This window comes from Micromonospora sp. NPDC051296 (assembly GCF_040682255.1).
GTDB classification, from domain to species: Bacteria; Actinomycetota; Actinomycetes; order Mycobacteriales; family Micromonosporaceae; genus Micromonospora; species Micromonospora craterilacus.
The window spans coordinates 1-24,238 of record NZ_JBFBAO010000014.1 but is presented as its reverse complement, the minus strand read 5'-3'; the positions used below and the strand labels follow the sequence as shown (position 1 = coordinate 24,238).

At 68.9% G+C, this 24,238-nt stretch carries 23 protein-coding genes, 1 tRNA gene and 1 pseudogene; 19 read left to right on the top strand and 6 right to left on the bottom strand.

Annotated features, from left to right (window positions below; genetic code table 11):
- Positions 1-38 precede the first annotated feature (38 nt).
- On the bottom strand, positions 39-1,085 hold the full coding sequence (locus AB0M52_RS03050) for a glucose 1-dehydrogenase (protein ID WP_363948106.1): 1,047 nt from the start codon (positions 1,083-1,085) through the stop codon (positions 39-41).
- A gap of 148 nt (positions 1,086-1,233) precedes the next feature.
- Between AB0M52_RS03050 and AB0M52_RS03045 the strand changes: the two genes are divergently transcribed.
- Both AB0M52_RS03045 and AB0M52_RS03040 read left to right on the top strand, forming a co-directional pair.
- Entirely contained in the window at positions 1,234-2,016 is a 783-nt protein-coding gene (locus AB0M52_RS03045; RefSeq protein ID WP_363948103.1) for an NADH-quinone oxidoreductase subunit C, read from the top strand.
- Entirely contained in the window at positions 2,016-2,978 is a 963-nt protein-coding gene (locus AB0M52_RS03040) for a complex I subunit 1 family protein (protein ID WP_363948100.1), read from the top strand. The genes AB0M52_RS03045 and AB0M52_RS03040 overlap by 1 nt, the downstream gene beginning before the upstream one ends.
- 63 nt (positions 2,979-3,041) lie before the next feature.
- Here the strand turns inward: AB0M52_RS03040 and AB0M52_RS03035 are convergent, their stop codons facing one another.
- Positions 3,042-4,076, bottom strand: coding sequence for a glutathione S-transferase C-terminal domain-containing protein (locus tag AB0M52_RS03035; RefSeq protein ID WP_363948147.1), 1,035 nt, complete (start codon positions 4,074-4,076; stop codon positions 3,042-3,044).
- A 154-nt stretch (positions 4,077-4,230) separates the two neighbouring features.
- On the opposite strand from AB0M52_RS03035, the gene AB0M52_RS03030 reads away from it, so the two are divergent.
- The 8 genes from AB0M52_RS03030 (at position 4,231) to AB0M52_RS02995 (ending at position 13,429) form a co-directional block, all read left to right on the top strand.
- A complete protein-coding gene (locus AB0M52_RS03030) occupies positions 4,231-4,938 on the top strand; it encodes an NADH-quinone oxidoreductase subunit I (protein ID WP_363948097.1) in 708 nt (235 codons plus the stop codon).
- Positions 4,935-5,504: an NADH-quinone oxidoreductase subunit J gene (locus AB0M52_RS03025; RefSeq protein ID WP_363948094.1), complete on the top strand. Its 570-nt coding sequence runs from the start codon at positions 4,935-4,937 to the stop codon at positions 5,502-5,504. Before AB0M52_RS03030 ends, AB0M52_RS03025 begins: the two co-directional genes overlap by 4 nt.
- Complete coding sequence (nuoK, locus tag AB0M52_RS03020) at positions 5,501-5,938, top strand: NADH-quinone oxidoreductase subunit NuoK (protein ID WP_363948092.1); 438 nt, start codon at positions 5,501-5,503, stop codon at positions 5,936-5,938. Before AB0M52_RS03025 ends, nuoK begins: the two co-directional genes overlap by 4 nt.
- Positions 5,935-7,887, top strand: a complete 1,953-nt coding sequence (locus tag AB0M52_RS03015) for an NADH-quinone oxidoreductase subunit L (protein ID WP_363948089.1) — start codon at positions 5,935-5,937, stop codon at positions 7,885-7,887. Before nuoK ends, AB0M52_RS03015 begins: the two co-directional genes overlap by 4 nt.
- Positions 7,888-7,963: 76 nt before the next feature.
- Entirely contained in the window at positions 7,964-9,496 is a 1,533-nt protein-coding gene (locus tag AB0M52_RS03010) for an NADH-quinone oxidoreductase subunit M (RefSeq protein ID WP_363948085.1), read from the top strand.
- A 37-nt stretch (positions 9,497-9,533) separates the two neighbouring features.
- Positions 9,534-10,994: a proton-conducting transporter membrane subunit gene (locus tag AB0M52_RS03005; RefSeq protein WP_363948082.1), complete on the top strand. Its 1,461-nt coding sequence runs from the start codon at positions 9,534-9,536 to the stop codon at positions 10,992-10,994.
- Positions 10,995-11,129: 135 nt separating this feature from the next.
- A complete protein-coding gene (gene htpX, locus AB0M52_RS03000) occupies positions 11,130-12,008 on the top strand; it encodes a zinc metalloprotease HtpX (RefSeq protein ID WP_363948079.1) in 879 nt (292 codons plus the stop codon).
- A gap of 161 nt (positions 12,009-12,169) precedes the next feature.
- Positions 12,170-13,429, top strand: coding sequence for an MFS transporter (locus tag AB0M52_RS02995; RefSeq protein ID WP_363948076.1), 1,260 nt, complete (start codon positions 12,170-12,172; stop codon positions 13,427-13,429).
- Positions 13,430-13,570: 141 nt separating this feature from the next.
- On the opposite strand, the gene AB0M52_RS02990 is transcribed toward AB0M52_RS02995, so the two are convergent.
- Together AB0M52_RS02990 and AB0M52_RS02985 are read right to left on the bottom strand one after the other, a co-directional pair.
- Positions 13,571-14,176, bottom strand: a complete 606-nt coding sequence (locus tag AB0M52_RS02990; protein WP_363948073.1) for a CueP family metal-binding protein — start codon at positions 14,174-14,176, stop codon at positions 13,571-13,573.
- A 237-nt stretch (positions 14,177-14,413) separates the two neighbouring features.
- A complete protein-coding gene (locus AB0M52_RS02985; RefSeq protein ID WP_363948070.1) occupies positions 14,414-14,908 on the bottom strand; it encodes a YajQ family cyclic di-GMP-binding protein in 495 nt (164 codons plus the stop codon).
- Between the two features lie 149 nt (positions 14,909-15,057).
- Here AB0M52_RS02985 and AB0M52_RS02980 point away from each other — a divergent pair.
- From AB0M52_RS02980 to AB0M52_RS02970, 3 genes are all read left to right on the top strand, one after another.
- Positions 15,058-15,141: transfer RNA gene (locus AB0M52_RS02980), tRNA-Tyr, on the top strand.
- A 912-nt stretch (positions 15,142-16,053) separates the two neighbouring features.
- Positions 16,054-17,181 carry a DUF262 domain-containing protein gene (locus AB0M52_RS02975; RefSeq protein ID WP_363948067.1) on the top strand — a complete coding sequence of 376 codons (1,128 nt, stop codon included), beginning with the start codon at positions 16,054-16,056 and terminating at the stop codon, positions 17,179-17,181.
- A gap of 104 nt (positions 17,182-17,285) precedes the next feature.
- Complete coding sequence (locus AB0M52_RS02970) at positions 17,286-18,548, top strand: hypothetical protein (protein WP_363948064.1); 1,263 nt, start codon at positions 17,286-17,288, stop codon at positions 18,546-18,548.
- A 361-nt stretch (positions 18,549-18,909) separates the two neighbouring features.
- On the opposite strand, the gene AB0M52_RS02965 is transcribed toward AB0M52_RS02970, so the two are convergent.
- On the bottom strand, positions 18,910-19,320 hold the full coding sequence (locus AB0M52_RS02965; RefSeq protein WP_363948061.1) for a GntR family transcriptional regulator: 411 nt from the start codon (positions 19,318-19,320) through the stop codon (positions 18,910-18,912).
- A gap of 642 nt (positions 19,321-19,962) precedes the next feature.
- Between AB0M52_RS02965 and AB0M52_RS02960 the strand changes: the two genes are divergently transcribed.
- From AB0M52_RS02960 to AB0M52_RS02945, 4 genes are all read left to right on the top strand, one after another.
- Positions 19,963-20,205, top strand: coding sequence for a hypothetical protein (locus tag AB0M52_RS02960; protein ID WP_363948058.1), 243 nt, complete (start codon positions 19,963-19,965; stop codon positions 20,203-20,205).
- Positions 20,192-20,536 (top strand): hypothetical protein, encoded by a 345-nt coding sequence (locus tag AB0M52_RS02955; protein WP_363948056.1) that lies wholly within the window; start codon positions 20,192-20,194, stop codon positions 20,534-20,536. The genes AB0M52_RS02960 and AB0M52_RS02955 overlap by 14 nt, the downstream gene beginning before the upstream one ends.
- Positions 20,537-20,666: 130 nt before the next feature.
- Complete coding sequence (locus tag AB0M52_RS02950; protein WP_363948054.1) at positions 20,667-21,488, top strand: GntR family transcriptional regulator; 822 nt, start codon at positions 20,667-20,669, stop codon at positions 21,486-21,488.
- Positions 21,476-22,252 carry a glycosyltransferase gene (locus tag AB0M52_RS02945; RefSeq protein ID WP_363948052.1) on the top strand — a complete coding sequence of 259 codons (777 nt, stop codon included), beginning with the start codon at positions 21,476-21,478 and terminating at the stop codon, positions 22,250-22,252. Before AB0M52_RS02950 ends, AB0M52_RS02945 begins: the two co-directional genes overlap by 13 nt.
- Here the strand turns inward: AB0M52_RS02945 and AB0M52_RS02940 are convergent.
- The gene (locus tag AB0M52_RS02940; protein WP_363948050.1) at positions 22,236-22,691 is read right to left on the bottom strand and encodes a hypothetical protein; all 456 of its coding nucleotides are present in this window, start codon (positions 22,689-22,691) and stop codon (positions 22,236-22,238) included. The two genes, AB0M52_RS02945 and AB0M52_RS02940, sit on opposite strands and share 17 nt — an antisense overlap.
- Positions 22,692-23,436: 745 nt before the next feature.
- On the opposite strand from AB0M52_RS02940, the gene AB0M52_RS02935 reads away from it, so the two are divergent.
- Together AB0M52_RS02935 and AB0M52_RS02930 are read left to right on the top strand one after the other, a co-directional pair.
- Positions 23,437-23,832 (top strand): transcriptional regulator, encoded by a 396-nt coding sequence (locus AB0M52_RS02935; RefSeq protein WP_176094969.1) that lies wholly within the window; start codon positions 23,437-23,439, stop codon positions 23,830-23,832.
- A 183-nt stretch (positions 23,833-24,015) separates the two neighbouring features.
- Positions 24,016-24,238, top strand: a pseudogene (locus AB0M52_RS02930) (cell division protein FtsK); the annotation flags it as partial.

Sequence of the window (24,238 nt, the reverse complement as noted above, 5' to 3'; positions counted from 1 at the left end):
CGCGTTGGACCACATGCAGCCGGCGAAGGTTGGCCGGGTCAGGCGGTGAAGTCGAGGATCACCTTGATGTCCTGCGGCCCCGGGGAGTAGGCGGCGGCGTACTCGGACAGCGGCACCCGGCGGGTGATCAGCGAGCTGAGCCAGGCGCGGTCGGCCCGGGACAGCGCCTTGGCGGCGGCGTCCCAGTGCCGGCGGTTGGCGTTCACCGAGCCGAAGACCACGTTGTTCTCCAGCACCAGGGTCCGGTTGAGTTCACCCGCGTCGAAGTCGATGGTCCGGCCGCCGCTGGAGACGCCGGCCAGGCAGACGATCCCGGTGGGAGCGGCCTTGAACATCGCTTCGAGGACGACCATCGGTGCGCCGGTGCACTCGACGATGACGTCCGGCTCGAAGTCGAGCTGGTCGAGCGGCCCGCTGTGGTACGTCGCGCCGAGCGCGCTGGCCAACGCGGGCTTCGGGCCCTCGGTGGCCAGGTCGAGCACGTGTACGGAGAGACCGCGCTGGCTGGCCAGCAGGGCGGCCAGCAGACCGATCGGCCCGGCGCCGGTGACCAGTGCGGTGCGTGGCTGCCACTCCGCCCGCCGGCCGATCCGGTCGATGTGGTCCCACGCCTTGACCACCACGCTGGTCGGTTCGAGCAGCACACCGACCTCACCCAGCTCCGGGTCGAGCCCGACGGCGAAGCGGGGCTGGAGCCGCCATCGTTGGCGGGCGAAGCCCGGCAGCGCCTTGATGCCGTGCTCGGTGAACATGCCGTTGCGGCACATGTCCCACTCGTCGACGGCGCAGTTCGGGCAGGGCACCGGGTCCGGATGCCGGACGATCCCGGCCACCAGGTCACCGGGTTGCAGGGTGCCGGTGGGATCCTCCAGCACCCGACCCAGCGACTCGTGCCCGAGCACCAGGTGGTCGGTGCCGGGCGGGGCCTCGCCGTACTGCCCCTCGATGATCTCGATGTCGGTCCCGCAGATTCCCACCGCGAGGGCCTCCACCAGGATCGACCCCTCCTCGGTGGCCGGCTCCGGGTAGTCGTCGAGCAGCCGCAGCGAGCCGGGCACCCCTGGAATGACAGTCACAGCGCGCACCGATCCATCGTGGGGGCCACCGGCGGGCCACCGCCGGCAAAGCCCGGATCGTCACCCCGCCGCGTGCCCCGGGCCGGCGTCGCCGGCGGCCGTCGGGACTCCGGCTCGACTGGACCGCCCTCGTTGAACACGGCTTAGGATCAGCGACATGACTCCGGAAGAGGTCGGCCAGCGGCTCGTCGCGCTACTCGCGCCCGTCGAGGCCACCGCGACGGTCTCCGGCGGTCAGGCCCACTCCCGGGCCACCGTCGACGTACCCCCGGACGCCTGGCGGGCGGCGCTGCTGGCCGCACGGGACGACGCCGAGCTGGCCTGCGACTACTTCGACTGGCTCTCCGCGGTCGACGAACTGACCGACGGCTTCGACGTGGTGGCCCACCTCTGGTCCACCGTGCGCCGGCACGGGGTGCTGCTGCGCGCCCGGGTACCACGCGCGACGCCGACGGTCGATTCCGTGGTGGCGGTCTACCCGGGTGCCGCGTGGCACGAGCGGGAGACCCACGAGATGTTCGGCATCGACTTCGCCGGGCACGCCGACCTGCGGCCGCTGCTGCTGCCACCGGAGTTCGAGGGGCATCCGCTGCGCAAGGAGTTCGTGCTCGCCTCGCGGGTGGCCAAGCCCTGGCCGGGGGCGAAGGAGCCGGGCGAGTCGGAGGCCGGCGGCGGCCGGCGGCCGATCCGGCCGCCGGGCGTGCCCGCACCGGGAGAGTGGGGAGCCATCCCGACCCCGGCCGGTGCCGGCGGTGTCGGCGAGGGCCCACGCGGCGGCACCCCGGCCCGCCCCGCCCGGGAGCGCCCCGCCCGCCCGGCCCCGGGGGCCCGTGCCCCCCGCGCCTCCGGCGCCGACCCGGAGTCGGCCGGCCCGGCTGACGGCCCGGCCCAGGCCGGCCGGCCTGGTGACCCGAAGCCGGACGAGGAGGGTGCGCCCTGATGCCACTGTGGCTGGAACTGGTGATCCGGGTCGGTGGGGTGCTGGTCGCCTTCCTCGTCCTGCCGCTGCTGGTGGGCCAGGCCGAGCACAAGGTGATGGCGCACATGCAGGGCCGGCTCGGGCCGATGTACGCGGGCGGGTTCCACGGCTGGGCTCAGCTGATCGCCGACGGGGTGAAGTTCGTGCAGAAGGAGGACGTCACCCCGCGCACGGCGGACCGGCCGGTGTTCCGGCTGGCTCCGGCGGTGGCCCTGGTGCCGTACCTGCTCGCCCTGCTGGTGATCCCGCTCGGCCCGAACGACCTGGTCGGGCAGCCGCTCGACGTCGGCCTGTTCTTCGTGCTGGCGGTGGTCGGCGTGGGGGTGCTGGCCGTGCTGATGTCGGCCTGGGCCTCGGCCAACAAGTACAGCCTGCTAGGCGGGCTGCGCGGCGCCGCCCAGCTGCTCGGCTACGAGCTGCCGCTGGTGCTCGCCGCCGCGTCGGTGGCGATGGCCGCTGGCACGCTGAGCCTCTCCGGCATCGTCGAGGCATGGCAGCCGTGGTGGCTGCTCTGGCAGGCCCCGGCGATGGTGGTCTTCTTCGTGGCCGGTCTGGCCGAGATCCGTCGTCCGCCGTTCGACATGCCGGTGGCCGACTCCGAGCTGGTCTTCGGCTACATGACCGAGTACACCGGCCTGCGGTTCGCGTTCCTGCTGCTGGCCGAGTACGTCGGCATCGTGGTGATCGCGGCGCTCACCACCGTGCTCTTCCTCGGCGGCTGGCAGGGCCCGTTCGCCGACGCGCAACTCGGCTGGCTCTGGACCCTGCTCAAGGTCGCCGCTGTCAGCTTTGTGATCATCTGGCTCCGGGTCTCCTACCCCCGGCTGCGCGAGGACCAGCTCCAGCGCCTCTGCTGGCTGGTGCTCGTGCCTACCGCGCTCGCCCAGCTCGTGCTCACCGCCGCCGTGCGCGTAGCGATGTAAGGAAGGGCCCCTTGTTAACGCCTGCGGTATAGCAGGGGCCCCTTCTTAACATCCGGACCGGTCTCAGCTCAGCGGGGTGTGGGCGGGGTCGACGCGTTCGGCCGGGGCCGGGGCCGGCGGGGGAGTGCCGTCGCCGAATGGACGGCCACCCAGGGCCGCGCGGTCGTGCGGGGTGAGCCAGTTCGACAGGTCGGGGCCGAGTGGCACCACGCCGGTGGGATTGATGTCCCGGTGCACCTCGTAGTAGTGCCGCTTGATGTGGTCGAAGTCGATCGTGTCGCCGAGGCCAGGGGTCTGGAACAGGTCCCGGGCGTACGCCCACAACACCGGCATCTCGGCGAGCTTCTGCCGGTTGCACTTGAAGTGGCCGTGGTAGACCGGGTCGAAGCGGACCAGCGTGGTGAACAGCCGTACGTCCGCCTCGGTGATGGTGTCGCCGACCAGGTAGCGCTGCCCGGCGAGCCGTTCGCTGAGCCAGTCGAGCCGGTCGAACAGCCGGTGGTACGCCCGCTCGTACGCCTCCTGGCTGCCGGCGAAGCCGCACCGGTACACGCCGTTGTTGACGTCGGTGAAGACCACCGCGTTGACCTCGTCGATCTCGGCGCGCAGCCGCTCCGGGTACAGCTCCGGCGCGCCGGTGCGGTGGTACGCGGTCCACTCGGTGGACAGGTCCAGGCTCATCTGCGCGTAGTCGTTGGTCACCACCTGCCCGGTGGGCACGTCGACGATGGCCGGCACGGTGATCCCGCGCGGGTAGTCGGGGTAGCGGGCGAAGTACGCATCCTGCAGGCGCTCGATGCCGAGCACCGGGTCCCGCCCGCCCGGGTCCAGGTCGAAGGTCCAGCTCCTGGCGTCGTGGGTCGGCCCGGCGACCGCCATCGAGATGGCGTCCTCCAGGCCCAACAGGCGGCGTACGATGATCAGCCGATTCGCCCAGGGGCAGGCCCGGCTGACCGCCAACCGGTACCGCCCGGGCTCGACCGGATAGCCGTCCCGCCCGTCTGCTGTGATCCGGGTGGTGATGTACCGCTGGTCCCGCTTGAACTCGCCGCCCGGCTCGACGTACTTGCCGCCGGTGCTCGTACCGCCCTCGCCCATGCCGCGCCCCCAGCCGTCTCGCGATGCGTCCCTCGACTCCATCATCGCTGATCTTCCGGCGGCCGGCCGGGCGACGGCGGTGGAGCGAGTGGTCCGGGCGGTACTACCACCTAGCCCCGGGTGGTGGTCGCGCGCGCCGTGGTCACAGGGCAGGATGTTCGGCATGAGCGAGCGAAGCGAGCCGGCCGGCGTGCCCGGCAGCGGCCTGGTCAAGGGGCTGGCGGTCACGCTCAAGACGATGACGAAGCGCTCCACCACCCGGCAGTACCCGGACGTCGCCCCCGAGCTGCCGCCCCGCTCGCGCGGGGTGATCGCGCTGCTGGAGGAGAACTGCACGGTCTGCATGCTCTGCTCCCGTGAGTGTCCGGACTGGTGCATCTACATCGACTCGCACAAGGAGGAAGTGGTGGTGCCCGGCGCCGCCCGCCCTCGCCAGCGCAACGTGCTGGACCGGTTCGACATCGACTTCTCGCTCTGCATGTACTGCGGTATCTGCATCGAGGTCTGCCCCTTCGACGCGCTCTACTGGTCTCCCGAGTTCGAGTACGCCGAGTACGACATCAAGGACCTGCTGCACGACAAGGACCACCTGGGTGAGTGGATGGCCACGGTGCCGCCGCCGCCCGCGCACGACCCGAACGGTGAACCGGCCAAGGAGGAGACCGCCGCCGCGCGCAAGGCCGCGGTCCCCGCCGCGCCCGCCGCCCGTCCGACCACCCCGGCGGTACGCCCCGAGCCCCGATCCACCCCTCGCCCGGCCGCACGCCGCGACGGTGCGCCCGCTGCCGGCAACGACGCCGACAAGCCTGCGGCCAGCGACGGTACGCCCGCGGCCGACGACGGCGAAGGTACTCCCGCGTGACCGGGGTGGACGCGCTGCTGGTCGCCCTCGGCGCGGTGGCCGTCGGTGCGGCGGTGCTGGTGGTGGCGACGAAACACCTTGTCCGTGCCGGGCTCTACCTGGTGGTCTGCCTCGGCGCCCTGGCCGGCATGTACCTGGTGCTCAGCGCCGAGCTGGTGGCCTGGGTGCAGGTGCTGATCTACGTCGGCGCGGTGGTGGTGCTGCTGCTGTTCGCCGTGATGCTGACCCGGGCACCGATCGGAGCCTCGGACGATCTGGACCGTCCCGGTTGGCCCGCCGCGCTGATCGGCGGTGGCGTGGGGCTGGGCCTGGCGGCGCTGCTGGTCGACGCGTACCGCTGGACGAAGGTGGAGCTGCCCGAGGCGGGCACCGCCGAGCGCATCGGCGAGCAGGTCTTCGGCAGTTGGGTGCTGCCCTTCGAGGTGCTCTCGGTGCTGCTGCTGTCGGCGCTGGTCGGCGCCATCGTGCTGTCCCGCCCCGACATCGGCCGATCACCGGATCGCCGATCCGCCGTGAATGCCGACGCCGTGGACGGCGACGGTGGTGGGCGGGGGCGGTCGCGGTGAGACCGGTCATCCCGTACGTCACCGCCGCGCTGCTGTTCGGCCTCGGCGTGTATGGCGTGCTCCGTCGGCGCAACGCGGTGCTGGTGCTGATGGCGGTCGAGCTGATGCTCAACGCGGTGAACCTGATCCTGGTCACCGCCGACACCACGGCGAAGGCGCTGCTGCCGCACGGTGGTCAGGTCTTCGCGCTCTTCGTGATCGTGCTGGCCGCCGCCGAGATCGGGGTGGGGCTGGCGATCGTGCTCCAGCTCTACCGGATGCGGGCCAGTGTCGCCGTCGACGACGTCCCGCTGGCCGAGCGCCCCGCTGACGAACCGGTCCCGGTCGCGGTCGGCCCGGCCGGCGCCACCGCGGACGGTCCGAGCGAAGTGACCGACGGGCCGGGCGGCGGATTGAACGCGCCGGAAGCCGGCCGGCCGGAGGGGGATCGGTGAGCACCACGACGCTGCTGGGCGCGCTGCTGCCGGCCGTACCGCTGGTCGCCGGCCTGGTCGGCCTGCTGCTGCCGCCCTCGCCGCGGGGTGCTTCGACCGAGCAGGACACGGCCCGCCGGGTGGCCATCGGCCTGGGGGTGGCCGGCGCGGCCGGCGCCCTCGCGCTGGCGGTGGCCCTGCTGGTCACCCTGGACGGCCCGGCGGAGGCGTCGACCACCTGGATCGACCTCGGCGGGCTCACCGTCACCCTCGGGGTACGCCTCGACGGCGCCGCCGCGCTGGTCGCCGTCGCGGTCGCCGCGGTCGCCCTGGCCGTGCAGGTCTACTCGACCGGCTACCTCAAGCGCGGCCCGCACGACGACGTGGACGTCGACCACCGCTACCCGCCGTACGCGGTGCAGATCAGCCTCTTCACCGCCGCCATGCTGCTGGTGGTGGTCTCCGGGGACCTGATCCTGCTGCTGGTCGGCTGGGAGGTGATGGGGCTCTGCTCGTACCTGCTCATCGCCCACGACCGGCGACTGCCGGAGGCGCCGGCCGCCGCGATGAAGGCGTTCCTGGTGACCCGGGTCGGCGACGTCGGCTTCCTGCTCGGCATCGCACTGCTCGGCGTCTCGGCGGGCAGCTTCCGGATCGCCGACGTGCTCGCCCACGACCACGGCGCCGCCACACTCACCGCCGCCTGCCTGCTGCTGCTCGCCGGGGTGGCCGGCAAGAGCGCGCAGTTCCCGCTGCACACCTGGCTGCCCGACGCGATGGCCGGCCCCACCCCGATCTCCGCGCTGATCCACGCCGCGACGATGGTGGCCGCCGGCGTGTACGCGGTCTCCCGTCTCTTTCCCCTCTTCGCGGCCACTCCGGTCGCGCTGGCCGTGCTCGGCGTGATGGCCTCGGTGACCCTGCTGCTCGGCGCGCTCGCCGCCACCGCGCAGGACGACATCAAGCGGGTGCTCGCCTGGTCCACGGTCTCCCAGATCGGCTACATGACCGGGGCCCTCGCGGTCGGCTCGCCGCCCGCCGCCCTGTTCCACCTGCTCACCCACGCCGCGTTCAAGGCGTTGCTGTTCCTCGCCGCCGGTGCGGTGATCCACGCTGTCGGCACCACGTTGATGTCCCGGATGGGCGGCCTGCGGCACACCATGCCGGTCACCTTCTGGTGCACCCTGATCGGGCTCGGCGCGCTGGCCGGTGTACCGCCGCTTTCCGGCTTCTGGAGCAAGGAGGGCGTGCTCGCCGCCGCCGAGGGCGCCGCCCTGCACGGCGACGGCCCGGCACCCGCCTGGGTGGGCTGGCTGGTCTGGCTCGCCGGTCTGGTCGGCGTCGCCGTCACCGCCTGGTACGCCACCCGGCTGCTGTTGCGGACCTTCTTCGGCGCGACCCGCACCCCGCTGGCCCACCCGCACGACCCACCCGCGGTGCTGCGCTGGCCGGTGCTGGCGCTGGCCGTGCCCGCCGCCCTGCTCGGCCTCGCTGGCTTCCCCGGCTGGTTCTCCACCCATCTGCAACGCACCCGGTGGGCCGACCCGGAGGCGCTGTCGGACCTGAGGCCGCTGGGCGGGCTGATCCACCTGACCCCGACCATGCTGTTGCCGTTGGCCTTGCTGCTGGTCGGGGCCGGGCTGGCCTGGGCCGGCTGGCGGCGGGACGCCACGGCCGACCCGGCGGTGGCGCTGGGTCCGCTGCGGCCGGTCTTCGCCCGCGCGTTCCGGCTCGACGACGTCCAGCACACCCTGGTGGTACGCCCGACGACAGCGTTCGGCCGGGCGGCGCGCGTCGCCGACGAGCGGGTCGTGGACGGGGCGGTGCTGGGCACCGGGCGTGCCGCCCGCGCCCTCGGCGGCGGGCTGGGCAGCCTGCACCGGGCGGCCCTGCCCCGCGCCGCCGCCGCTGTGCTCGCCGGCGCGCTGCTGATCGGGCTGGCCGCCGCCCTGATCGGAGGCGCGGCATGAGCGAGCGGCAGCAAGCGAATCATCAGCACAGCGCGGAAAGGACTCAGCTCGACGCCGAGCGGAGCGAGGTGGCGGCATGAGGCTTGGGGAGTTCCTGCTGGTCGCGGTACTCGCGGTGCCGGCGCTCGGTGCCCTGGCGGTGGTGGCCACGCCCCGCGACCGGGCGGCCCGGGTGGTCGGCACGGTCGCTGCCGCGCTGACCCTGGTCGCGGCGGTGGCACTGGTGGCCGGCCGGGGCATGGGTTGGGTGGCCTACGGGGCGACCCCGCCGGCCGTACGCCCCTGGCACGCGGTCGACCTGCCCTGGGTGCCCGGGCTGGACCTGCGCTTCCACCTCGGAGTGGACGGCATCTCCTGGCCGCTGGTCGTGCTGACCGCCCTGCTCACTCTGCTCTGCTGCGCCTACAGCCTCTGGCGGGTGCCGGCCGGCGGCAGCGGGCGGGCGTTGGTGGCGCTGTTGCTGGTGGTCGAGGTCGGCATCCTGGGCACCTTCCTCGCCCTCGACCTGGTGCTGTTCTTCCTCTTCTTCGAGGTCGTCCTGCTCCCGATGTACGCGATCATCGTCGGTTGGGGCGGCGACGGCACCGACCCGGCGGCGGTCGCCGCGCGGAGGCGGGCGGGCCGGAAATTCGCGCTGTACACCCTGTTCGGCTCGGTGCTGCTGCTGGTCGGGGTGTACGTCGTGGTGGCCGCCGCCGGCACCGCCGACATCGTCGCGCTGACCGGTGGCACCGGCCTGTCCCGGAGCACCCAGCTCGCCGCGTTCACCCTGCTCGCGCTGGCCTTCGCGGTGAAGAGCCCGCTCTGGCCACTGCACTCCTGGCTGCCGGACGCGCACACCCAGGCACCCACCGTGGGCAGCGTGCTGCTCGCCGGGGTGCTGCTCAAGATGGGCACGTACGGCCTGATCCGGGTCGCGGTCGGGGTGGCCCCGGAGGGTGCCCGCTGGGCGGCACCGGTGCTCGGCGTGCTCGCCGTCGCGGCCATCCTGATCGGCTCGCTGGTCTGCCTGGCGCAGACCGAGCTGAAGCGGCTGATCGCGTACTCCAGCGTCGGGCACATGGGCTTCGTGCTGCTCGGGGTCGCCACGCTTACCGCCACCGGCATCCAGGCGGCGCTGATCGGCAACGTCGCGCACGGCATCATCACCGGCCTGCTGTTCTTCCTGGCCGGCGCGATCAAGGACCGTACCCACACCGGCGCGCTCAGCGAGCTGTCCGGGCTGCGGGAGACCGCGCCGCGGCTGTCCGGGTTGCTGGCGTTCGCGGCGGTCGCCTCGCTGGGCCTGCCCGGGCTGGCCGGCTTCTGGGGCGAGGCGTTCGCCGTGGTCGCCGCCGTCGAGGTGGGTGGTGCGCTGTGGATCACGCTGGCCGTGCTGGCCGCGCTCGGCGGGGCGCTGACGGCGGCGTACCTGCTCCGGCTGCTGCGGCGGGTGACCCACGGCTGGCCCACCCCGGCGGTCGCCGGGCTGCGTCCGGGGCTGGCCGGGGCCGAACTGGTCGCCTGGGTGCCGCTGGTGCTGCTCGCGCTGGCCGTCGGGCTGGCCCCGACGCTGGTGCTGGGCGTGGCCGAGGCGCCGGTGGCGGCCCTGGTGGAGGTGCTCCGATGACGAGGCCGACCGTCCAGCGCGACACCGACGGGAGGGCGTGACCATGGTGCAGAGCGTCGACAGTGTGGCGTTGCTGCCGGCGTATTTGGCCGCCGGGACGGCCGTGCTGGTGCTCCTGGTCGACCTGTTGCTGGCCCGGCCGGCGGCGACGGTCGCCGCGGCGGCGGGCGGCGCGGTCGCCACCGTGCTCGGGGCGGCGGTGGTCGGTGCCGGCGGCGAGCGCCGCACGTTCTGCGTGGGCACCGACTGCTCGTACGTCTTCGGCGGCCGGGCGGCCCTGGTCGCCGCGCTGGTGGCGTTGCTCGTCCTCGGCGTACTGGCGCTGTCCGGGCCGCTGCTGCGGACCGGGCAGACCCCGGTGGGAGAGTTCTGCTTCCTGCTCGCCTGCTCGATGACCGGCGGTGTGGTGCTCGGCGCGGCCGGCGACCTGATCACGTTGATCGTGGCCGTGGAGGTGCTCACCCTGCCGCTGTACATCCTGGTCGGGCTGCGCCGGGGCAGCCTGGCCAGCGCGGAGGCGGCGGTGACCTTCTTCGTGGTCAGCGTGGTGGCGACCACGCTGACCCTGCTCGGCGCCGCGCTGCTGTACGCCGTCACCGGTGGACTGCACCTGGAACGGCTGGGCACCCTCCTCGCCGACGAGTCGCTGCTCGACCTGCCGCTGACCACGGTCGCGGTGACCCTGGTGGTGGCGGGGCTGGCGTTCAAGGTGGCGGCGGTCCCCTTCCACGCCTGGGCCCCGGCCACGTACGACGGGGCGCCGCTGCCGGTGGCCGCGTACCTGTCGACCGCGTCGAAGCTCGGTGGCGTGGTCGCCCTGCTGGCCGTCGTGCAGCACGCGCTGCCGCCGGGCGTGACCGGGCCGGTGCTGGCCCTGGTCGCCGCGCTGACCATGACCGTGGGCAACCTGGTGGCGCTGCGCCAGCGGCGTACCGTGCGGCTGCTCGCCTGGTCCTCGGTGGCCCAGGCGGGGTACATCCTCGCCCCGCTCGGGGCGCTGGCCCTGTCCGATGCCGAGGCGCGCACCGGCGCGTACGCCGCGGCCCTGGCGTACGCCGTCTTCTTCGTGCTGTTGGAGCTGGCGGCCTTCGCCGGCGTGGTGGCCCTGCGCCCAGCCGGCGCCGACGGCGGCACCCTGGACGACCTGCGGGGCGCTGCCCGCCGGCACCCCTGGGTCGGTGCCGGCCTCGCGTTCGCGCTGGTCGGGTTGGCCGGCCTGCCACCGGCCCTGGCCGGGCTGTTCGCCAAGGTGACGGTGGTCCGGTCGCTGCTCGGCGGCGACGCGGGCTGGCTCGCCCTGGTGGTGGCGCTGAACGCGGTGCTCGGCCTGGCCTACTACCTGCGTGTCGCCGCGCTGCTCTACGCGCCGCCCGGTGACGTCGCCGCGCCTGCCGTCCGGCCGGCACGGGCGGTAGCCGCCGCGCTGGCGGTGGCGACCGTGGTGGCCGTGGTCGTCGGTTTCGCGCCGCAGGTCGTGCTCGATCTGGCCGGGAGCTGAAGCCGGCCCTCCTTCCCGCATTCCCGGTCATGACTGCCACTCAGGTAACTCTCAGTCATGAGGCGGATGGTTAACGGGTACCGGGTTGTTGTACCGGTCAGCGGATCCCGGCATCCGTGCACCGAAGGAGTGATCGTGCACCACAACCGTCTCAAGACCGCCGCGCTGCTCGGCCTGCTCACCTCGCTGATCCTGGCGGTGGGCTACTGGTTCGGCGGCAGTGGCGGCCTGGTCATCGCCGTCCTCGTGTCGCTGCTGATGAACGGCTTCACCTACTTCTACTCCGACAAGCTGGCACTCCGCTCGATGGGGGCGCAACCGGTCAGCGAGGCACAGTTCCCGGAGCTGTACCAGATGGTGCGTGAGCTGGCCACCGAGGCTCGGCAGCCGATGCCGCGGCTGTACGTGAGCCCGACCGCCCAGCCCAACGCGTTCGCCACGGGGCGTAACCCGCAGAACGCCGCGGTCTGCGTCACCCAGGGGATCGTCGAGATCCTCGACTACCGCGAGTTGCGGGGCGTCATCGGGCACGAGCTGTCCCACGTCTACAACCGGGACATCCTCATCTCCAGCGTGGCGGCCGGTCTGGCCGGCATCATCACCATGGTGGCCAACCTCGCCCTGTTCATCCCGCTGGGTGGCAACAGCGACGAGGACGGCCCGAACCCGGCCGTGCTGCTGCTCACCATCATCCTGGGCCCGATCGCGGCGACCGTCATCCAGCTGGCGATCAGCCGGAGCCGGGAGTTCCAGGCCGACGCCTCCGGCGCCGAGCTGACCCGTGACCCGCTGGCCCTGGCCAGCGCCCTGCGGAAGATCCACATGGGTACCCAGCGTCGGCCGCTGCCGGCCGAGGGGCAGCTCACCAGCACCGCGCACCTGATGATCGACAACCCGTTCAAGGGCGGTGGGATCTCCGCCCTGTTCTCCACCCACCCGAAGATGGAAGAGCGCGTCGCCCGGCTGGAGCAGATGGCCGCCCAGACGACCGGCCCGGTCCGTTACCAGCGCTGACCCGACACCCAACCCCTTCGCCGCCCGCGCCGGGTCCGCCCGGCGCGGGCGGCGCTCTCTTCGGGTACGGGTGTGAGCGCGCTAACCATACTGCCGAGCTGGTGCCGGGCGTTAGGGTCTAAACGACTCTCGCTCATTACATTCGAGGTGGAGGTGGGTACGTGGCTGGGCTGCGCCGGTACCTGGGTGTCTGGCAGATTCCGGGAGCACCGACGCTGCTGGTCACCGGCATCATCGGGCGGCTCGGGATCGGCATGACGCCACTGGCGTTGCTGCTCGTCGTGGAGCAGGTCACCGGGCGCTACTCGCTGGCCGCCGTGGCCGGTGGCTGCTACGCCCTCTCCGGCGCCGCGCTGAGCCCGGTGGCCGGCCGGATCGCCGACCGGATCGGCCCCACCCCGGTGCTGCTCGGCACCGCGATCGCCCACCCGCTGGCCCTGATCGGGCTGCTCTGGTCGGCCCGCTCCGACTCCGCACCCTTCTCGCTGGTCCTGCTGGCTGCGGCCTTGGCCGGCGCTTCGTACCCACCGATGACCGCCGCGATCCGCGGCGCCTGGAACGACCTGACCAGCGTCGCCTCCGGCCGGTACCACCTCCGCAACACCGCACTCGCCGCCGAGACCACCCTGTTCGAGATCGTCTTCGTGCTCGGCCCGCTGCTCGTGGCCGGTTTCGTCCTGTTCGCCGACGCAGGAGCGGCACTGGTCGGCTCGGCGGTGGTGACCCTGGTCGGCACCGTGGCAGTGGCGCTCGGCCGGACCATGCGCGGCTGGCAGCCGCACTCCCGGGAGCACCACGCCCGGGGACTCGGCCCGCTGCGGGTCGCCGGCTTCCCGGCGCTGCTGCTCTGCGTGGCCAGCCTCGGCATCGCGTTCGGGGCGGCCGGGGTGACCGTGCCGGCGTTCGCCACCGGCTACACCGCGGGCGACCCGGACAGCCTCGCCGGCGTGCTGCTGGCCGTCTGGGGGATCGGCAGCGCGGTGGGCGGGTTCTGGTTCGGCGTCCGACGCCCGGCCCGGAACATGACCCGCCAGTTCTCCTGGCTGCTCGCCGCGGTGGCGGGAAGCTTCGCCGTCTTCGCCGCGATGTCCACGCCGGTCGCGCTGGGCGTCGCCCTGCTGATCGGCGGGGCCACCATCGCACCGGCACTGACCCTGGAGAACACCCTGGTCGGGCGGATCTCGCCGGCCGGCATGCTGAACGAGGCGTACACCTGGGTGGTGACCATGTCGGTCGGCGCCAGCGCCGCCGGCGGCGCCGTGGCCGGCCTGATCGTCGATCACGCCGGTGGCGTGCCGTGGGCGTTCCTGTTCGCCGGGGCTGCGGTCGCCGTCGGGGCCGCGGTCGCCGCCCTGCCCGCCGGGCCCATCGCCCGCGCGGAGGCCGCCACCGTACGCCTCGACGCCCCGGCCACCGTCTGACCGCGCCCCCGGCGGGTATCCCCGCAGCGTGCTCGCCTTCTTCTCGAACCGACTGGGCTGCCTGGGATCACTCCTGGTCAGCGCGATCCTGACCGTGGTGCTGTTGCTGATCTTCGGCCGCTGATCCCGGCACGGGCCTGGTCAGGTAAGCCGCAGTGTGGTCAGGCACGTCGGCGCGTCGTCGTCAGTTGAGATGATCGTCTGGCCGACCTTCCCGTCGTAGCTCAGCCGCAGGGTGCCTTCGATTCCGCGGGGCAGCCAGAACCCCACGAAGCCGTTGTCGAACGTGGTACGCACCTCGTCGACCAGCACCTTGTCATTGGTCTGGTCCACGATCCGCACCTGCACGTCCTGGGCGGCCAGTTCCCCCTTGCAGGTGGTCAGAGAGTGATAGAAGCAGTCGTGGGTGGTGTTCACGTACGGTGCCACGGACAGGTAGAAGCGGTCCTGGGGGAGGCCGAGACTGAACTTCTCATCGCCGCTGGAGATCAGCAGTTCCTGCGGGCGAACCGATGCCGTCAGGTCTGCCGGCCGCTGATTGCCGCCCAGCCGGTCGAGGTGGTCGATGACCTCCACCGTGCTCTTCCCGCCGAGACCATAGTTGGTCAGCAGCGGGATGGCCTCGGCGGGTACCGACGAGGAAGCGGGCACGCTCGGGGCGGTAGCGCTCGGGCTGCCGCCTTCGGTCGCGCAACCGGTGAGCAGCAGGGCGCAGGTCACGGTTGCGATGAGGAGTTGTCGTTTCACAATCAGTCCTTCACCGGTTGCTCGGGCACTCTTGCCAGAGTGGTGCCGTGGCGGTGCGGCCGGAGCCGGCCCGTCCCTCCCACGCGGGAGACCGCCGCCCTCCACGCTGCCCGCCCGGTGCCAGCCGGTATCAGGGCGAAAGTCCCGTCTTTGCGGGACGGCCTGCCGTGGAGCGGTGACAGGGCCCCAGGTCGACGTAGGTGGCCGACCTGACGACCGGCCACGACGTCAGCGGCTTTACCGGTAGTTGGTGAACTGGAGGGCAACGCCGAAGTCCTCGCCCTTGAGCAGCGTGATGACGGCCTGCAGGTCGTCCTTCTTCTTGCCGGTGACCCGGAGCTGGTCGCCTTGGATCTGCGCCTGGACGCCCTTGGGGCCCTCGTCGCGGATCTTCTTGCTGATCGCCTTGGCCTTGTCCTGGTTGATGCCCTGGACCACCTTGGCGTCAATCTTGAAGATCTTGCCCGACGAGCGAGGGTCGCCCGCGTCAAGCGACTTCAGCGAGATGTTGCGCTTGATCAGCTTCTCCTTGAAGACCTCCAGCGCGGCCCGCACGCGCTCCTCGGTCTCCGCCTGGAGGCTGATCGCCTCCTCGCCCGACCAGGAGATCTCCGCGCCGGTGCCCCGAAAGTCGAACCGCGTCGCGAGCTCCTTCTCCGCCTGGCGAAGAGCGTTGTCGACCTCCTGGCGGTCGACCTTGCTCACGATGTCGAACGACGGGTTCGCTGCCATGCTCATGCTCCTGCTGTCCGGCTGGTTTGTGATCCTTTGCCCCCTGATGACCAGGGGTGCGACTCCCTGACGGTACCCGGTTGCGACGCTGCCGGGGGGAGCCGCTATCCTTGCTTCCGCCGCCGCGCCACGGTGCGGTGGAACGCCCTGGCGGGTTGCCCGAGCGGCCAATGGGAGCGGACTGTAAATCCGTCGCGAAAGCTACAGAGGTTCGAATCCTCTACCCGCCACCAGGTGCGACAGTGGCCCCTGACCAGCAGAGATGCTGATCGGGGGCCGTTCTCGTTGATCTAGCCGAGTCCGACTGAGTCCAGCCCGTTGCGACTCGTCGTGGGCATATCGTGGGCAGGTTGATCATGCCCGCTCCTTGCTCAGTGCTGGGGTTGCGCACGGCGCGTCGCTTGGGTGGCTGAGGCGGTCTGTGGCTGCGGGAGACGGGCCGGGGGCAAGCCAGTCCCGGGTTTGGACTGGCGCGGCAGCCGGAAGCCCTGACCGGCTTGCTGGGGTGAGTTGGTTGGCTTCCGTACCGGCCTGGAGTTGATGCGGCCCCGTCGGGATCTCATTTGCGGGGGCGGCTGCCCGGCGGCCGTCGGTGGCTGACCGCCCCGGCGCCGTAGGCGGCCGGGCGGCTTGCCGCCGGCCGGGCTTACCGCCCGCACCGCGCGAAGCGCGGTGCCTTGATCCAATAGAGCGTGATTCAGCAGTGCGTTAGCTAGCCCTAAACTACTTGTCATGTCCCGAGCAGTTCTTCGGACCCGCCGCGTTCGTATCTGCATGCCATGAGCTGCCTGGTCAACGCCCATGTGCCGTCGTGCTCGTCCCTGTTGAAGGTTCAGATTCGAAGAAGCGACCCGGATCGAAACATGGACTGTAAAGCCAGCATGCGGGCTGCGGATTACTGTGCCGCTGTGTCTACAGGATCGTCGCGTGGTGTCCCTTGGCGCCTTGCTGTGTCGGTCTTGTTGTGTTACTCCATAGGGGACGCGCTCAGACATCCGGGCCCCAGAGGCTAGCTTGGAAAACTCCTGCTCCCTTCAGGCGCTGAACTGACCGACGTGTCTTGGGGGCGTGTGGGGGGCGTGTCCGATATCCTGCGCGGCAGCCGCTCATAAAGGCAGCTTCCGCCTACTGGAAGTGGGGGTCTCATGCGCTTAACCCGATCGGATCTGGAACTTGAGGTTCTAGTAAACAGAATTGATCGAGGTGAGCTGGATCTACAGCCCGACTACCAGAGAGGTGAGGTCTGGGATCGTACGCGACGGCAGCGACTGGTCGATACGATTCTGAGGGGATGGTATGTCCCCGCCGTCCATATTGTGCGGGACGACAAGCTCGGAAGGGATCTGGTTCTCGATGGGCAGCAAAGGTTGAGGACCATCCATGCCTTTTTGGGTGGAGATCTTCCCGTGGCGGGCGCTGGCGAGCCCATGCGCGACGACATTCTCCAGCTAGACGGATTGCACTTCCCCGAGCTTCCGCAGATCGTGCAGCGCCAGGTTCGTCGATTTGAACTGACAGTAGTGACTCTCTTTGAATATTCCCCCGAGGAGCCGTCCGAACTTTTCTTCAGACTGAACCAGCAATATGCCCTGTCACCGCCAGAGAAGCGTAACGCTCTCTTTGGCGTGGCGAGGGACCAGGTGAAGAAGTTGGTTTACCAACTGGAAGAAGAGGGTCTATTCAGCAGGGAAACGCTTGGTTTCTCAAACGGACGCCTGGCGTATGATGATGTGATTGCGCGTTTCTGCCTGGCATTGCAGGACGGGCATCTGCGGAGGCAAGTCAGCAACCAGGTCGTCGAAGATTTCTATCGGAAGAGAAGCTATCGAGATGACGTGCTCGAAAATGCCCTAAATGCGGCGTCGCAACTTGGGCAGCATCTGCACGGTGGAGTTAGAGTCAAGTTCAACAAGGCTACGTTATTCTCATGGCTAGTGTTCTACTACTCGATGGCGCATCGTACGGGGTCGTATCCCTCACGGGACTTTCTCCCCATTTTCGAGGAGCTTCGTCTGGACGAATCCGCGCGCCTGGCATATTCGCCGCTAGTTGCCGCCCTGATGCAGCTATACAGCGATCGTGGCTCGTATCGGGTGCTGGACATAAGTTCGGTACTGATCCGGGATTTTACGCTGCATGCCATATATTCTCTCGTAACCAATTCGGGCGATGGGAGAGCCCTCGGGTTTTTGGACGCGTATGGATTAGCTGAAAGTCCTGAGCGGGCGGTAACGGTTACTATCAGCCAGGCGAATTGGGGAGACCTGCCGTGAGGATTCTTCCTGTCCAGCGGCGATGGGCAGAGTTGCGCAGTTCCGAGGTTGGTCGCGATTTTCCCAGGACGGTCCTTATTGACTCCTCTAGTGGCCTCCCTCCGGTGGTTGAGTTACCTACTCCACTCACTCTAATATTTGGCCTGAACGGGGTCGGGAAGACGCGGCTTCTCGGTCAAATCGCTGCCTCCATGGGAGGCGCGAAGCTGGTCTCGCTGCACAATCTTGTAAATTATCTGCACACCGCGTTCGGCATAAGAACAGACGTTGCTGAGTTCATTGAAGAGACGTCGCCTTTGTCGATCAGCAACGAGCACCTATCTGCCGTGAGAGATCTTGTTCGACGCGACTATGAAGAGATCCGATGGTACGCAGTGCCCATCATGGATAGCCCTTTCCGGGAACTGGTCGGCGATGACGTTGTGCCTATTTTTGTGGTGCGCCATGGAGGGGTCGAGTACGACTTTCGTACAATGGGGCTAGGAGAGTTGAGCGCCCATCTCCTAGCGTGGCTCCTATCCTATAGTCGGGATAGTCGTGGCGTGCCCCTCCTTCTGGATGAGCCGGAGGCTTTCTTGCCGCCGCCGTCCAGAGGCGTGGTCCTAAACTATCTACTCGAGGCTGCTATCAAGCGGCAGGCACCCATTATCGTGGCTTCGCACTCGTTGGAACTCATACGCGGTGGCCTTGATGCTGAATCGGCTCTCCTGCTAACAGAAACAGGAAATTCTACCGCTCTTATTGGGCCAACGTCGCAAGATCTAGCTGATCAAGTTGCAGGCCTGTTTGGGCGATCGGTTGATTCCGAGTGGTTGGTTCTCTGTGAGGATGAATGCGGGTATGTCCTGGCGTACGAAGCTCTCCGACGATTTGCCCCACAGCTCTGGCAGCGATCGAATTTCCTATGGTGTAAGGGCTACGGAGACATCGAGACTATCTGGAAGCATCTTCCGAGGCCCCCAGTAAAGCCCGAGGGTCTCGTGAACTTCGCATTCCTAGCAGATGGTGACATGGTTGACGAGGTTACGGCAGCCACTAAACGCGCCTCTGGAGAAGCTGGAATGAGGTGGCCACTGATTCTGTTGCCAGGAGATCCGGACGAGTTGATGAAGAATGCCGCCGAAGCGAATGTCGGCCTTCTCGCTGATCGCCTGAACATCTCGGAGGGTGAGCTCTCGGGGCTGTTCATGAGAATTAGGGGAAGGGAGCCGCATAACTGGGTTCAGGACGTTGTAGATTCTAGCGGTGTTGAACGCCAACCCACATTGCGTGCCCTTGCGCATTCCGCAGTTCTCGAGCTTGAGCGGTCAGGCGGTGGTAAGGAGTTCCGCGGAGTGCTAGCGGCGGCCAAAATGGTTAGAGGGTAGTGGCAGACTGGACGGCAATGAAGGGCAGTATCTTCATTGCCGTCCAAAGGCAAAGGCGGGAACGCCGACCTGTAGCCGCAGCTGGTCGGCTTCGTGTTGCATGGGCATTCGTGGTTGGACGGTGTCGTGGACACTTGTCGCAGATTAGATGAATCTTGGTCTGGCCATTCGCGGCGCTTCTTGGTGTTGGTGAAGCCGCACCTCTGGTGCCCACCGGCGGCGGACGGGTTGGGGTGGCCACTGAGGCAAACGCCCATACTTGCTTTGCTCTGTAGGCACATTTTCCAGCGTCGGCTTGTTCCCTCACCCCCAAAGGTGGGCTTGCATCCCGTAGCGGTTGAAGGCAAGCGACAGTATAACGTCAAGGTGCCGCTGGGCTCGGTGGCTTCGTTCGATAAGTTCGGATAACTGATTCGACCTGGCCGTTCTTGCGAGTCACGCGCTCGACCTCGATCAGTGTTGTCCCTGCCCGCACTGCAAAAAGGGAGGCTAAGCGGTTGTCGGCGAGAACCTCTCGTTCCGTAGCGTCCGATTGGCCATTGGTTTGGATTGTTGCATGGGTGCCCCGGCCGTGCTCGGTGGAGACTAGGCCCTCGTCGCGAAGCGTGGCGATTGCTTGGCGTATGGTGCCGCGACTTGCTCGGAACTCTGCGGTGAGGGCACTTTCAGTGGGTAAGAGTGCTCCAGGCGCGATTATGCCGTGCTCGAGCCGTTTCCTGATCTCGTCGGCGATGACGCGGTAGCGCGGCTGTCCGTAGTGCGGGGTGGGCACCTGCTCACCGTACCTGGCACTTGTCTTACCAAGTGTCAAGCAGAGGCGTCGTTCTGACGTGTAGACAACTCGTCCACTTGTAGGTACGTTTCCCGGTGTGCGGCTGGGATGACGGCGTGTATCAGGGTGTTGCTGCGCTGGCTGGTCGTGCGTGAGGCGCGACGTCCTAGTGGGCCGGTTGCGGTAGTCGCGCGTACAAGGTGGCTCGGCGTTACCCGACCCGTCCGGTGTCGGACGGTGCGCCGTGCCCTCTGTCGGGCCGGTGGCCGGTCAATCCCCCTGGTCGGCCGCCGGCTCCCCTACGTCTGGAGGTGCGATGCCTGGCTCTCATCGTCGACGTCCCTGGTTCTTGCCGTGGCGGTCACGCCGACAGGCGAACCGGGCCGGATCCGGGGTCGGAAGCCGCTCCGGCGATTCCGCCTCTGCTCGTAACACCGATCCGCTGCGCTGGATGGTGGAGCGGACCCGCGAGTTGCCGGCGCTGCGTCAGGCGCCGCTGCTGACCCGGGGGCAGATCTTCCGGGGCAACGGTGGGCGGTGGCCACAATGAGCCAGACGGGCAGGCGGCCCGCCGCAGCCAGCCACCCTGCTTGGTGCGCGCCGGATCGGTGCGGGCACCTGGTGCCGCCTGTGCTGGCGCACATGGCGCGACGCCATCGGGGCGTGCTGCTGCGGACCGGTGAGGTCCGGTCGTCCGGCCTCGTCGTCTCGTACCTGATCGGATCCGACTACGCATGGCCGACCGTTGTCGTTCACGCTTCCTGCCGGTCCGGTGTCGCCTGGGCCGAACTCACCCTCCCGCAAGCGGAACAGTTGGTCGACCAGCTCCGCTCGCTCCTGGTGCAGGCCGTCGGCCCGGGGGAGGACCAGCATGAGCGACAGTGACGGCCCGACCGGCATTCGACCGACTGAGGCCACCGACGAGGCTTCGTGTCCCGACTGGTGCCGGGGGTGCGGGCCGAACGATCCGATGCATCGCCGGCTGCTCGCCACGATCGGCAGCGAGCGCAGCGGCTGGGTGAGCGTGCAACTGCTCCTGGACCGCTTCCGGCGCCGTGAGCCTGTCGTCAAGGTCGACGCGACTCGCGACGGCGCAACGCAATCGGTGCTGCTCTCGCGCGCCCAGCTCGATCGGCTCATCTACGAACTGGCCTACGCCCGGTGGCGGGTGATGACCAAGGGACAACCTCTGGAGGGACACTATGACCGCCACTGACCGCCGCAGCTCCCGCCGTACCCCTGTGGCCGGGCATCGACCGAGGCGGCCGGAGGTGGAGGTGAGTCCGGTGCCGGAACGGCCGGCGGGTGGGACCACCTGGCAGTCGTTGGAACGTCTAGGGGGTACGGTGACCGGTGTGCATGGCCGGGACTGGCGCCCTCGTTACCTGCAACTCGCCGAAGAGTTGCGGGCGAAGATCACGAGCGGAGAACTGGCGCCCGGCACGCTGATGCCCAGCGAAACCGAGCTGGCCGACACGTCGGGCCTGTCGCGGACCAGCGTCCGCAACGCCATCCGCCAGCTCCGCGAGTGGGGCCTGGTCCGCGCGGAGCAGGGGCGCGGCACCTATGTACGGGCACAGCGCCAGCGGGTACGCCGTCGCAACGCCGAGCGGTACCAGTGGGAGAAGGACCGGGTCCTTCTCGACGAGGACGAGCGGCTCAAGACCGGCGCGACCGAGCATGACACCGGCCTGACCGTCGATGACCTCACGTTCCATGCCGAGTACACCCAGGTGGAGGCAGACGCGGAAATGGCGGCTGCCTTGCAGGTCGAGCCGGGTACGCCGCTGCTGCGTCGGGTCTACTGGACCTTGTCCCGGCACGAGAACGCGCCGCTGACAATGTCCTACTCGTACCTGCCCTGTGACCTTGTGGCCGCGAACCCGGACCTGCTCGACGAAAGCAACGAGCCCTGGCCCGGTGGCACGCAGCACCAGCTGCACACGATCGGTATCGAACTGGACCGGATCGACGACGAAATCCGGGCGCGTCCGCCGTCGCCGGATGAGGCCGAACTGCTGGACATCGATCCGGGCGTCTCCGTGCTCACCGTGCGGAAGACCTCCATCGACACCACCGGCCGCATCGTCGAGGTCGCCGACGTGGTCATGCCGGGCGACCGGACCGAGCTTGTCTACTCCCACAAACTCCAGCGGTGGAAAACTTGACGCAGCTCGTCTCGGTCATCACTCCCGTCCACGCGCCCAGCATCGAATACCTGGTAGGCGCGTACGACTCGTTGGTGAGGCAGGACATGCCCGACGGGTGGGACTGGCAGTGGCTCGTCCAGGAGGACGGGCAGACCGGCGCACTGACCGGGTTCCTGCCGGACGACCCTCGCATCAGCATCGGCGGCGGTCGTCCCGGCGGCCCCGGTGTCGCCCGCACCCTCGCTCTTTCCAGGGTCACCGGGCAACTGGTCAAGGTGCTCGACGCCGACGACCAACTCACCGCCGGCGCGCTCGCCCGAGACATCGCCGCCTTCGAGGCTCACCCGCACATCGGCTGGACGACTTCCCGCGTCCTGGACCTGATGCCCGACGGCTCAACCGCCGGATGGGGCAAGGATCCCGACGGCGGAGTCATCGGCCGGGGTGCCGTCCTCGCCTTCTGGCAAGCCAACGGCTACCGCGCCCAGGTCCACCCCGCCACCCTCTGCATCCGCCGTGACCTGCTCCTGGCCCTCGGCGGCTGGATGGCACTGCCCGCCTCCGAAGACACCGGCCTACTCCTGGCGGCCAGCGCGGTCAGCGAGGGCTACTTCACCCGCGAACACGGCCTGCTCTACCGCAAATGGCCCGGCCAGGTCACCGGCCAAGCCGCCCACCGCGAACCCATCGAGTACGAAGGCCGCATGAAAATCATCGAGGCCAGAGCGGCTGCCCTGGCCTCGATGCTCCCGAACGGTTTGCCGGTCACTCCTGCGGCGTAGCCTCATGCCCCGGCATCCCATGAGTCCGCCGACGCTCCTTCATCTCCGCCTCGAAAATGTGCCGGCGGCCGCCGGCTAGCGTCTCCCGCGCGTACCGCTCTACCTCCTGGAACGCCGCGTAGTACCCGTCATCGAACTCCTCCATGATCTGGAACGTCCAGCGGCCGGGTAGCACGTTGCGGCCCAGCAGTTCGCGCTCTACCCGGTCGGCAACCTCGTCGTGCCCTGCCTGCCGCAGCAGCTCGACCACCCGATCAAGGGTGAGATCAGCACCGCCGACGAGCTGGTGAGCGGAGTACAGGTGACTTCGGACCCGGTGGATCGTCTCCAACGCCTTGCTCAGCTCGCCGAGCGCCTCGACGGCTGCGTCATCAAGTTCTGCCGGTCGTGAGTGTGTTTCGTCTACTGTTTGCGGACGCCGCTGATCTTGACTTGCCATGAGTGAGTCATACCCGGCGCCGGTCGATTTGTGCCCCTCAACCGCTAGATCCTAAGTGGCGGATCCTGCTCAAAGGAATATTTCCGGATCTATGCGAGATGGGAGGCTAATCGGTAATTATAAATTGCCTCCATCGATTCCGGTGTTCGGAATCACATTCAGCAGTCCGGTTGGCATCTAGCGGTTACGGTCGATGACGCTATGCCGCATGCCTCGGCGGCTAGAGGGTGGGTTCCATCTCCGGTGCGCAGGGAGAGGGAGAGACCCAACCCCTGGTCAAGGAGGTGGTGCAGCATGCCAACCAACGACTCACCGGTGCCTCAACCTCGGGTCCGTGCCAGCCTGGCGCGACTGCGGAATTGGGGCGAGCTGCTGGACCTCGGGATGAGGATTGCGGCACGAGTCGGTACGTTGGTGGACCTGATCAGGTCTGGCGGGGATGTGATGTAGCTCCTGCTTGGCCAGCAGGGCCACATCACCCCATCTGATTGCGGGCCTCCAACCTCGATGCTTCCTGGCGAGGGGTTGGGGGCCCTTCTTTGTGCTTCCCCGAACATTACCTCATGCATGTTATTACGAACGAGGTTACTTGTCACTGCGAACAGCAGTGCGTGGGTTGACGCTCTCCCCGCTCGCTTGTCGCCTGCTGTGCGGCTACCGAAACTTACTTGTTGACTTGTCTGCCAAGTGCCGTCTACCTTGGACCGCAACTTGGCAGACAAGTCAACAACCTGGAGGTTGAGCGATGGCTCTGCGTGGCGGTACGAGGTTCGCTGTGCGGTTCGAGGACGTGTTCCCGGCGGGGTGCGCGTTGGTGCCCGAGTCGCTGGGTGAGGTCGAGGACTACGACGAGAAGACAGGTCGGCGTAGCCCGGCGAAGGACAAGCTGACTGGTCAGCGGGTGTGGCAGGTCCGGGTGATGGATCTTGACCCTGAGCTGGGGAAGCGGTCGCGGGAGACGACGGTGAAGATCTCGGCTGATTATCAGCCGGTGCCGCCGTCGGGTGCGCCGTTCGAGGCGGTGGAGTTCGACGGGATGACGGTGACGCCGTACGTGGCGAACAACGGGCGGATGGCGTATTCGCTGCGGGCGACCGGGCTGCGGGCTCCGGTGGTCGGCGGCAAGAAGGCGGCGGCGTAGCCGCATTTGGTGGGGGCGGGGCTGTCTGGTCTTGGCGGACGGCAGCCCCGCCCCCTGGTGTCTCTTCCCCTGCTCTGTCGAGAGAGGTCGTGACGTGTCCAAGGGTATGCCCGCCTTTGCGCGGGGGCTGGTAGCGGTCGTGCGGGGTGTTCGATGATCCGCCGGCCGCGTGGTGAGGTCGTGATGACCACGGCCGGGGATCTGATGGTGATCCGCCCTCGGCGGCTTGAGCTGCCGCTGTGGCTGATCGCGCTCGGCCTGGTGCTGCGCTGGTTGTTCCGGGCCGCCGTCTGGTGTGTCCGGCATCCGGTGATCGTGGGCCTGGTCGTGGCCGGGGTGCTGCTCTACGCCGAGTTCGGCCGGGCTGGGCTGATCGTGCCGCTGGTGCTGGCGGCGTTCGGGTCGG

Bases quoted from the DNA above. Each gene is read 5' to 3' on its own strand.
- AB0M52_RS03045 (WP_363948103.1), top strand. From the start codon at position 1,234: ATGACTCCGGAAGAGGTCGGCCAGCGGCTCGTCGCGCTACTCGCGCCC.
- AB0M52_RS03040 (WP_363948100.1), top strand. From the start codon at position 2,016: ATGCCACTGTGGCTGGAACTGGTGATCCGGGTCGGTGGGGTGCTGGTC.
- AB0M52_RS03035 (WP_363948147.1), bottom strand. From the start codon at position 4,076: ATGGGCGAGGGCGGTACGAGCACCGGCGGCAAGTACGTCGAGCCGGGC.
- AB0M52_RS03030 (WP_363948097.1), top strand. From the start codon at position 4,231: ATGTTCGGCATGAGCGAGCGAAGCGAGCCGGCCGGCGTGCCCGGCAGC.
- AB0M52_RS03010 (WP_363948085.1), top strand. From the start codon at position 7,964: ATGAGGCTTGGGGAGTTCCTGCTGGTCGCGGTACTCGCGGTGCCGGCG.
- AB0M52_RS02985 (WP_363948070.1), bottom strand. From the start codon at position 14,908: ATGGCAGCGAACCCGTCGTTCGACATCGTGAGCAAGGTCGACCGCCAG.
- AB0M52_RS02975 (WP_363948067.1), top strand. From the start codon at position 16,054: ATGCGCTTAACCCGATCGGATCTGGAACTTGAGGTTCTAGTAAACAGA.
- AB0M52_RS02960 (WP_363948058.1), top strand. From the start codon at position 19,963: ATGGCGCGACGCCATCGGGGCGTGCTGCTGCGGACCGGTGAGGTCCGG.
- AB0M52_RS02955 (WP_363948056.1), top strand. From the start codon at position 20,192: ATGAGCGACAGTGACGGCCCGACCGGCATTCGACCGACTGAGGCCACC.
- AB0M52_RS02940 (WP_363948050.1), bottom strand. From the start codon at position 22,691: ATGGCAAGTCAAGATCAGCGGCGTCCGCAAACAGTAGACGAAACACAC.
- AB0M52_RS02935 (WP_176094969.1), top strand. From the start codon at position 23,437: ATGGCTCTGCGTGGCGGTACGAGGTTCGCTGTGCGGTTCGAGGACGTG.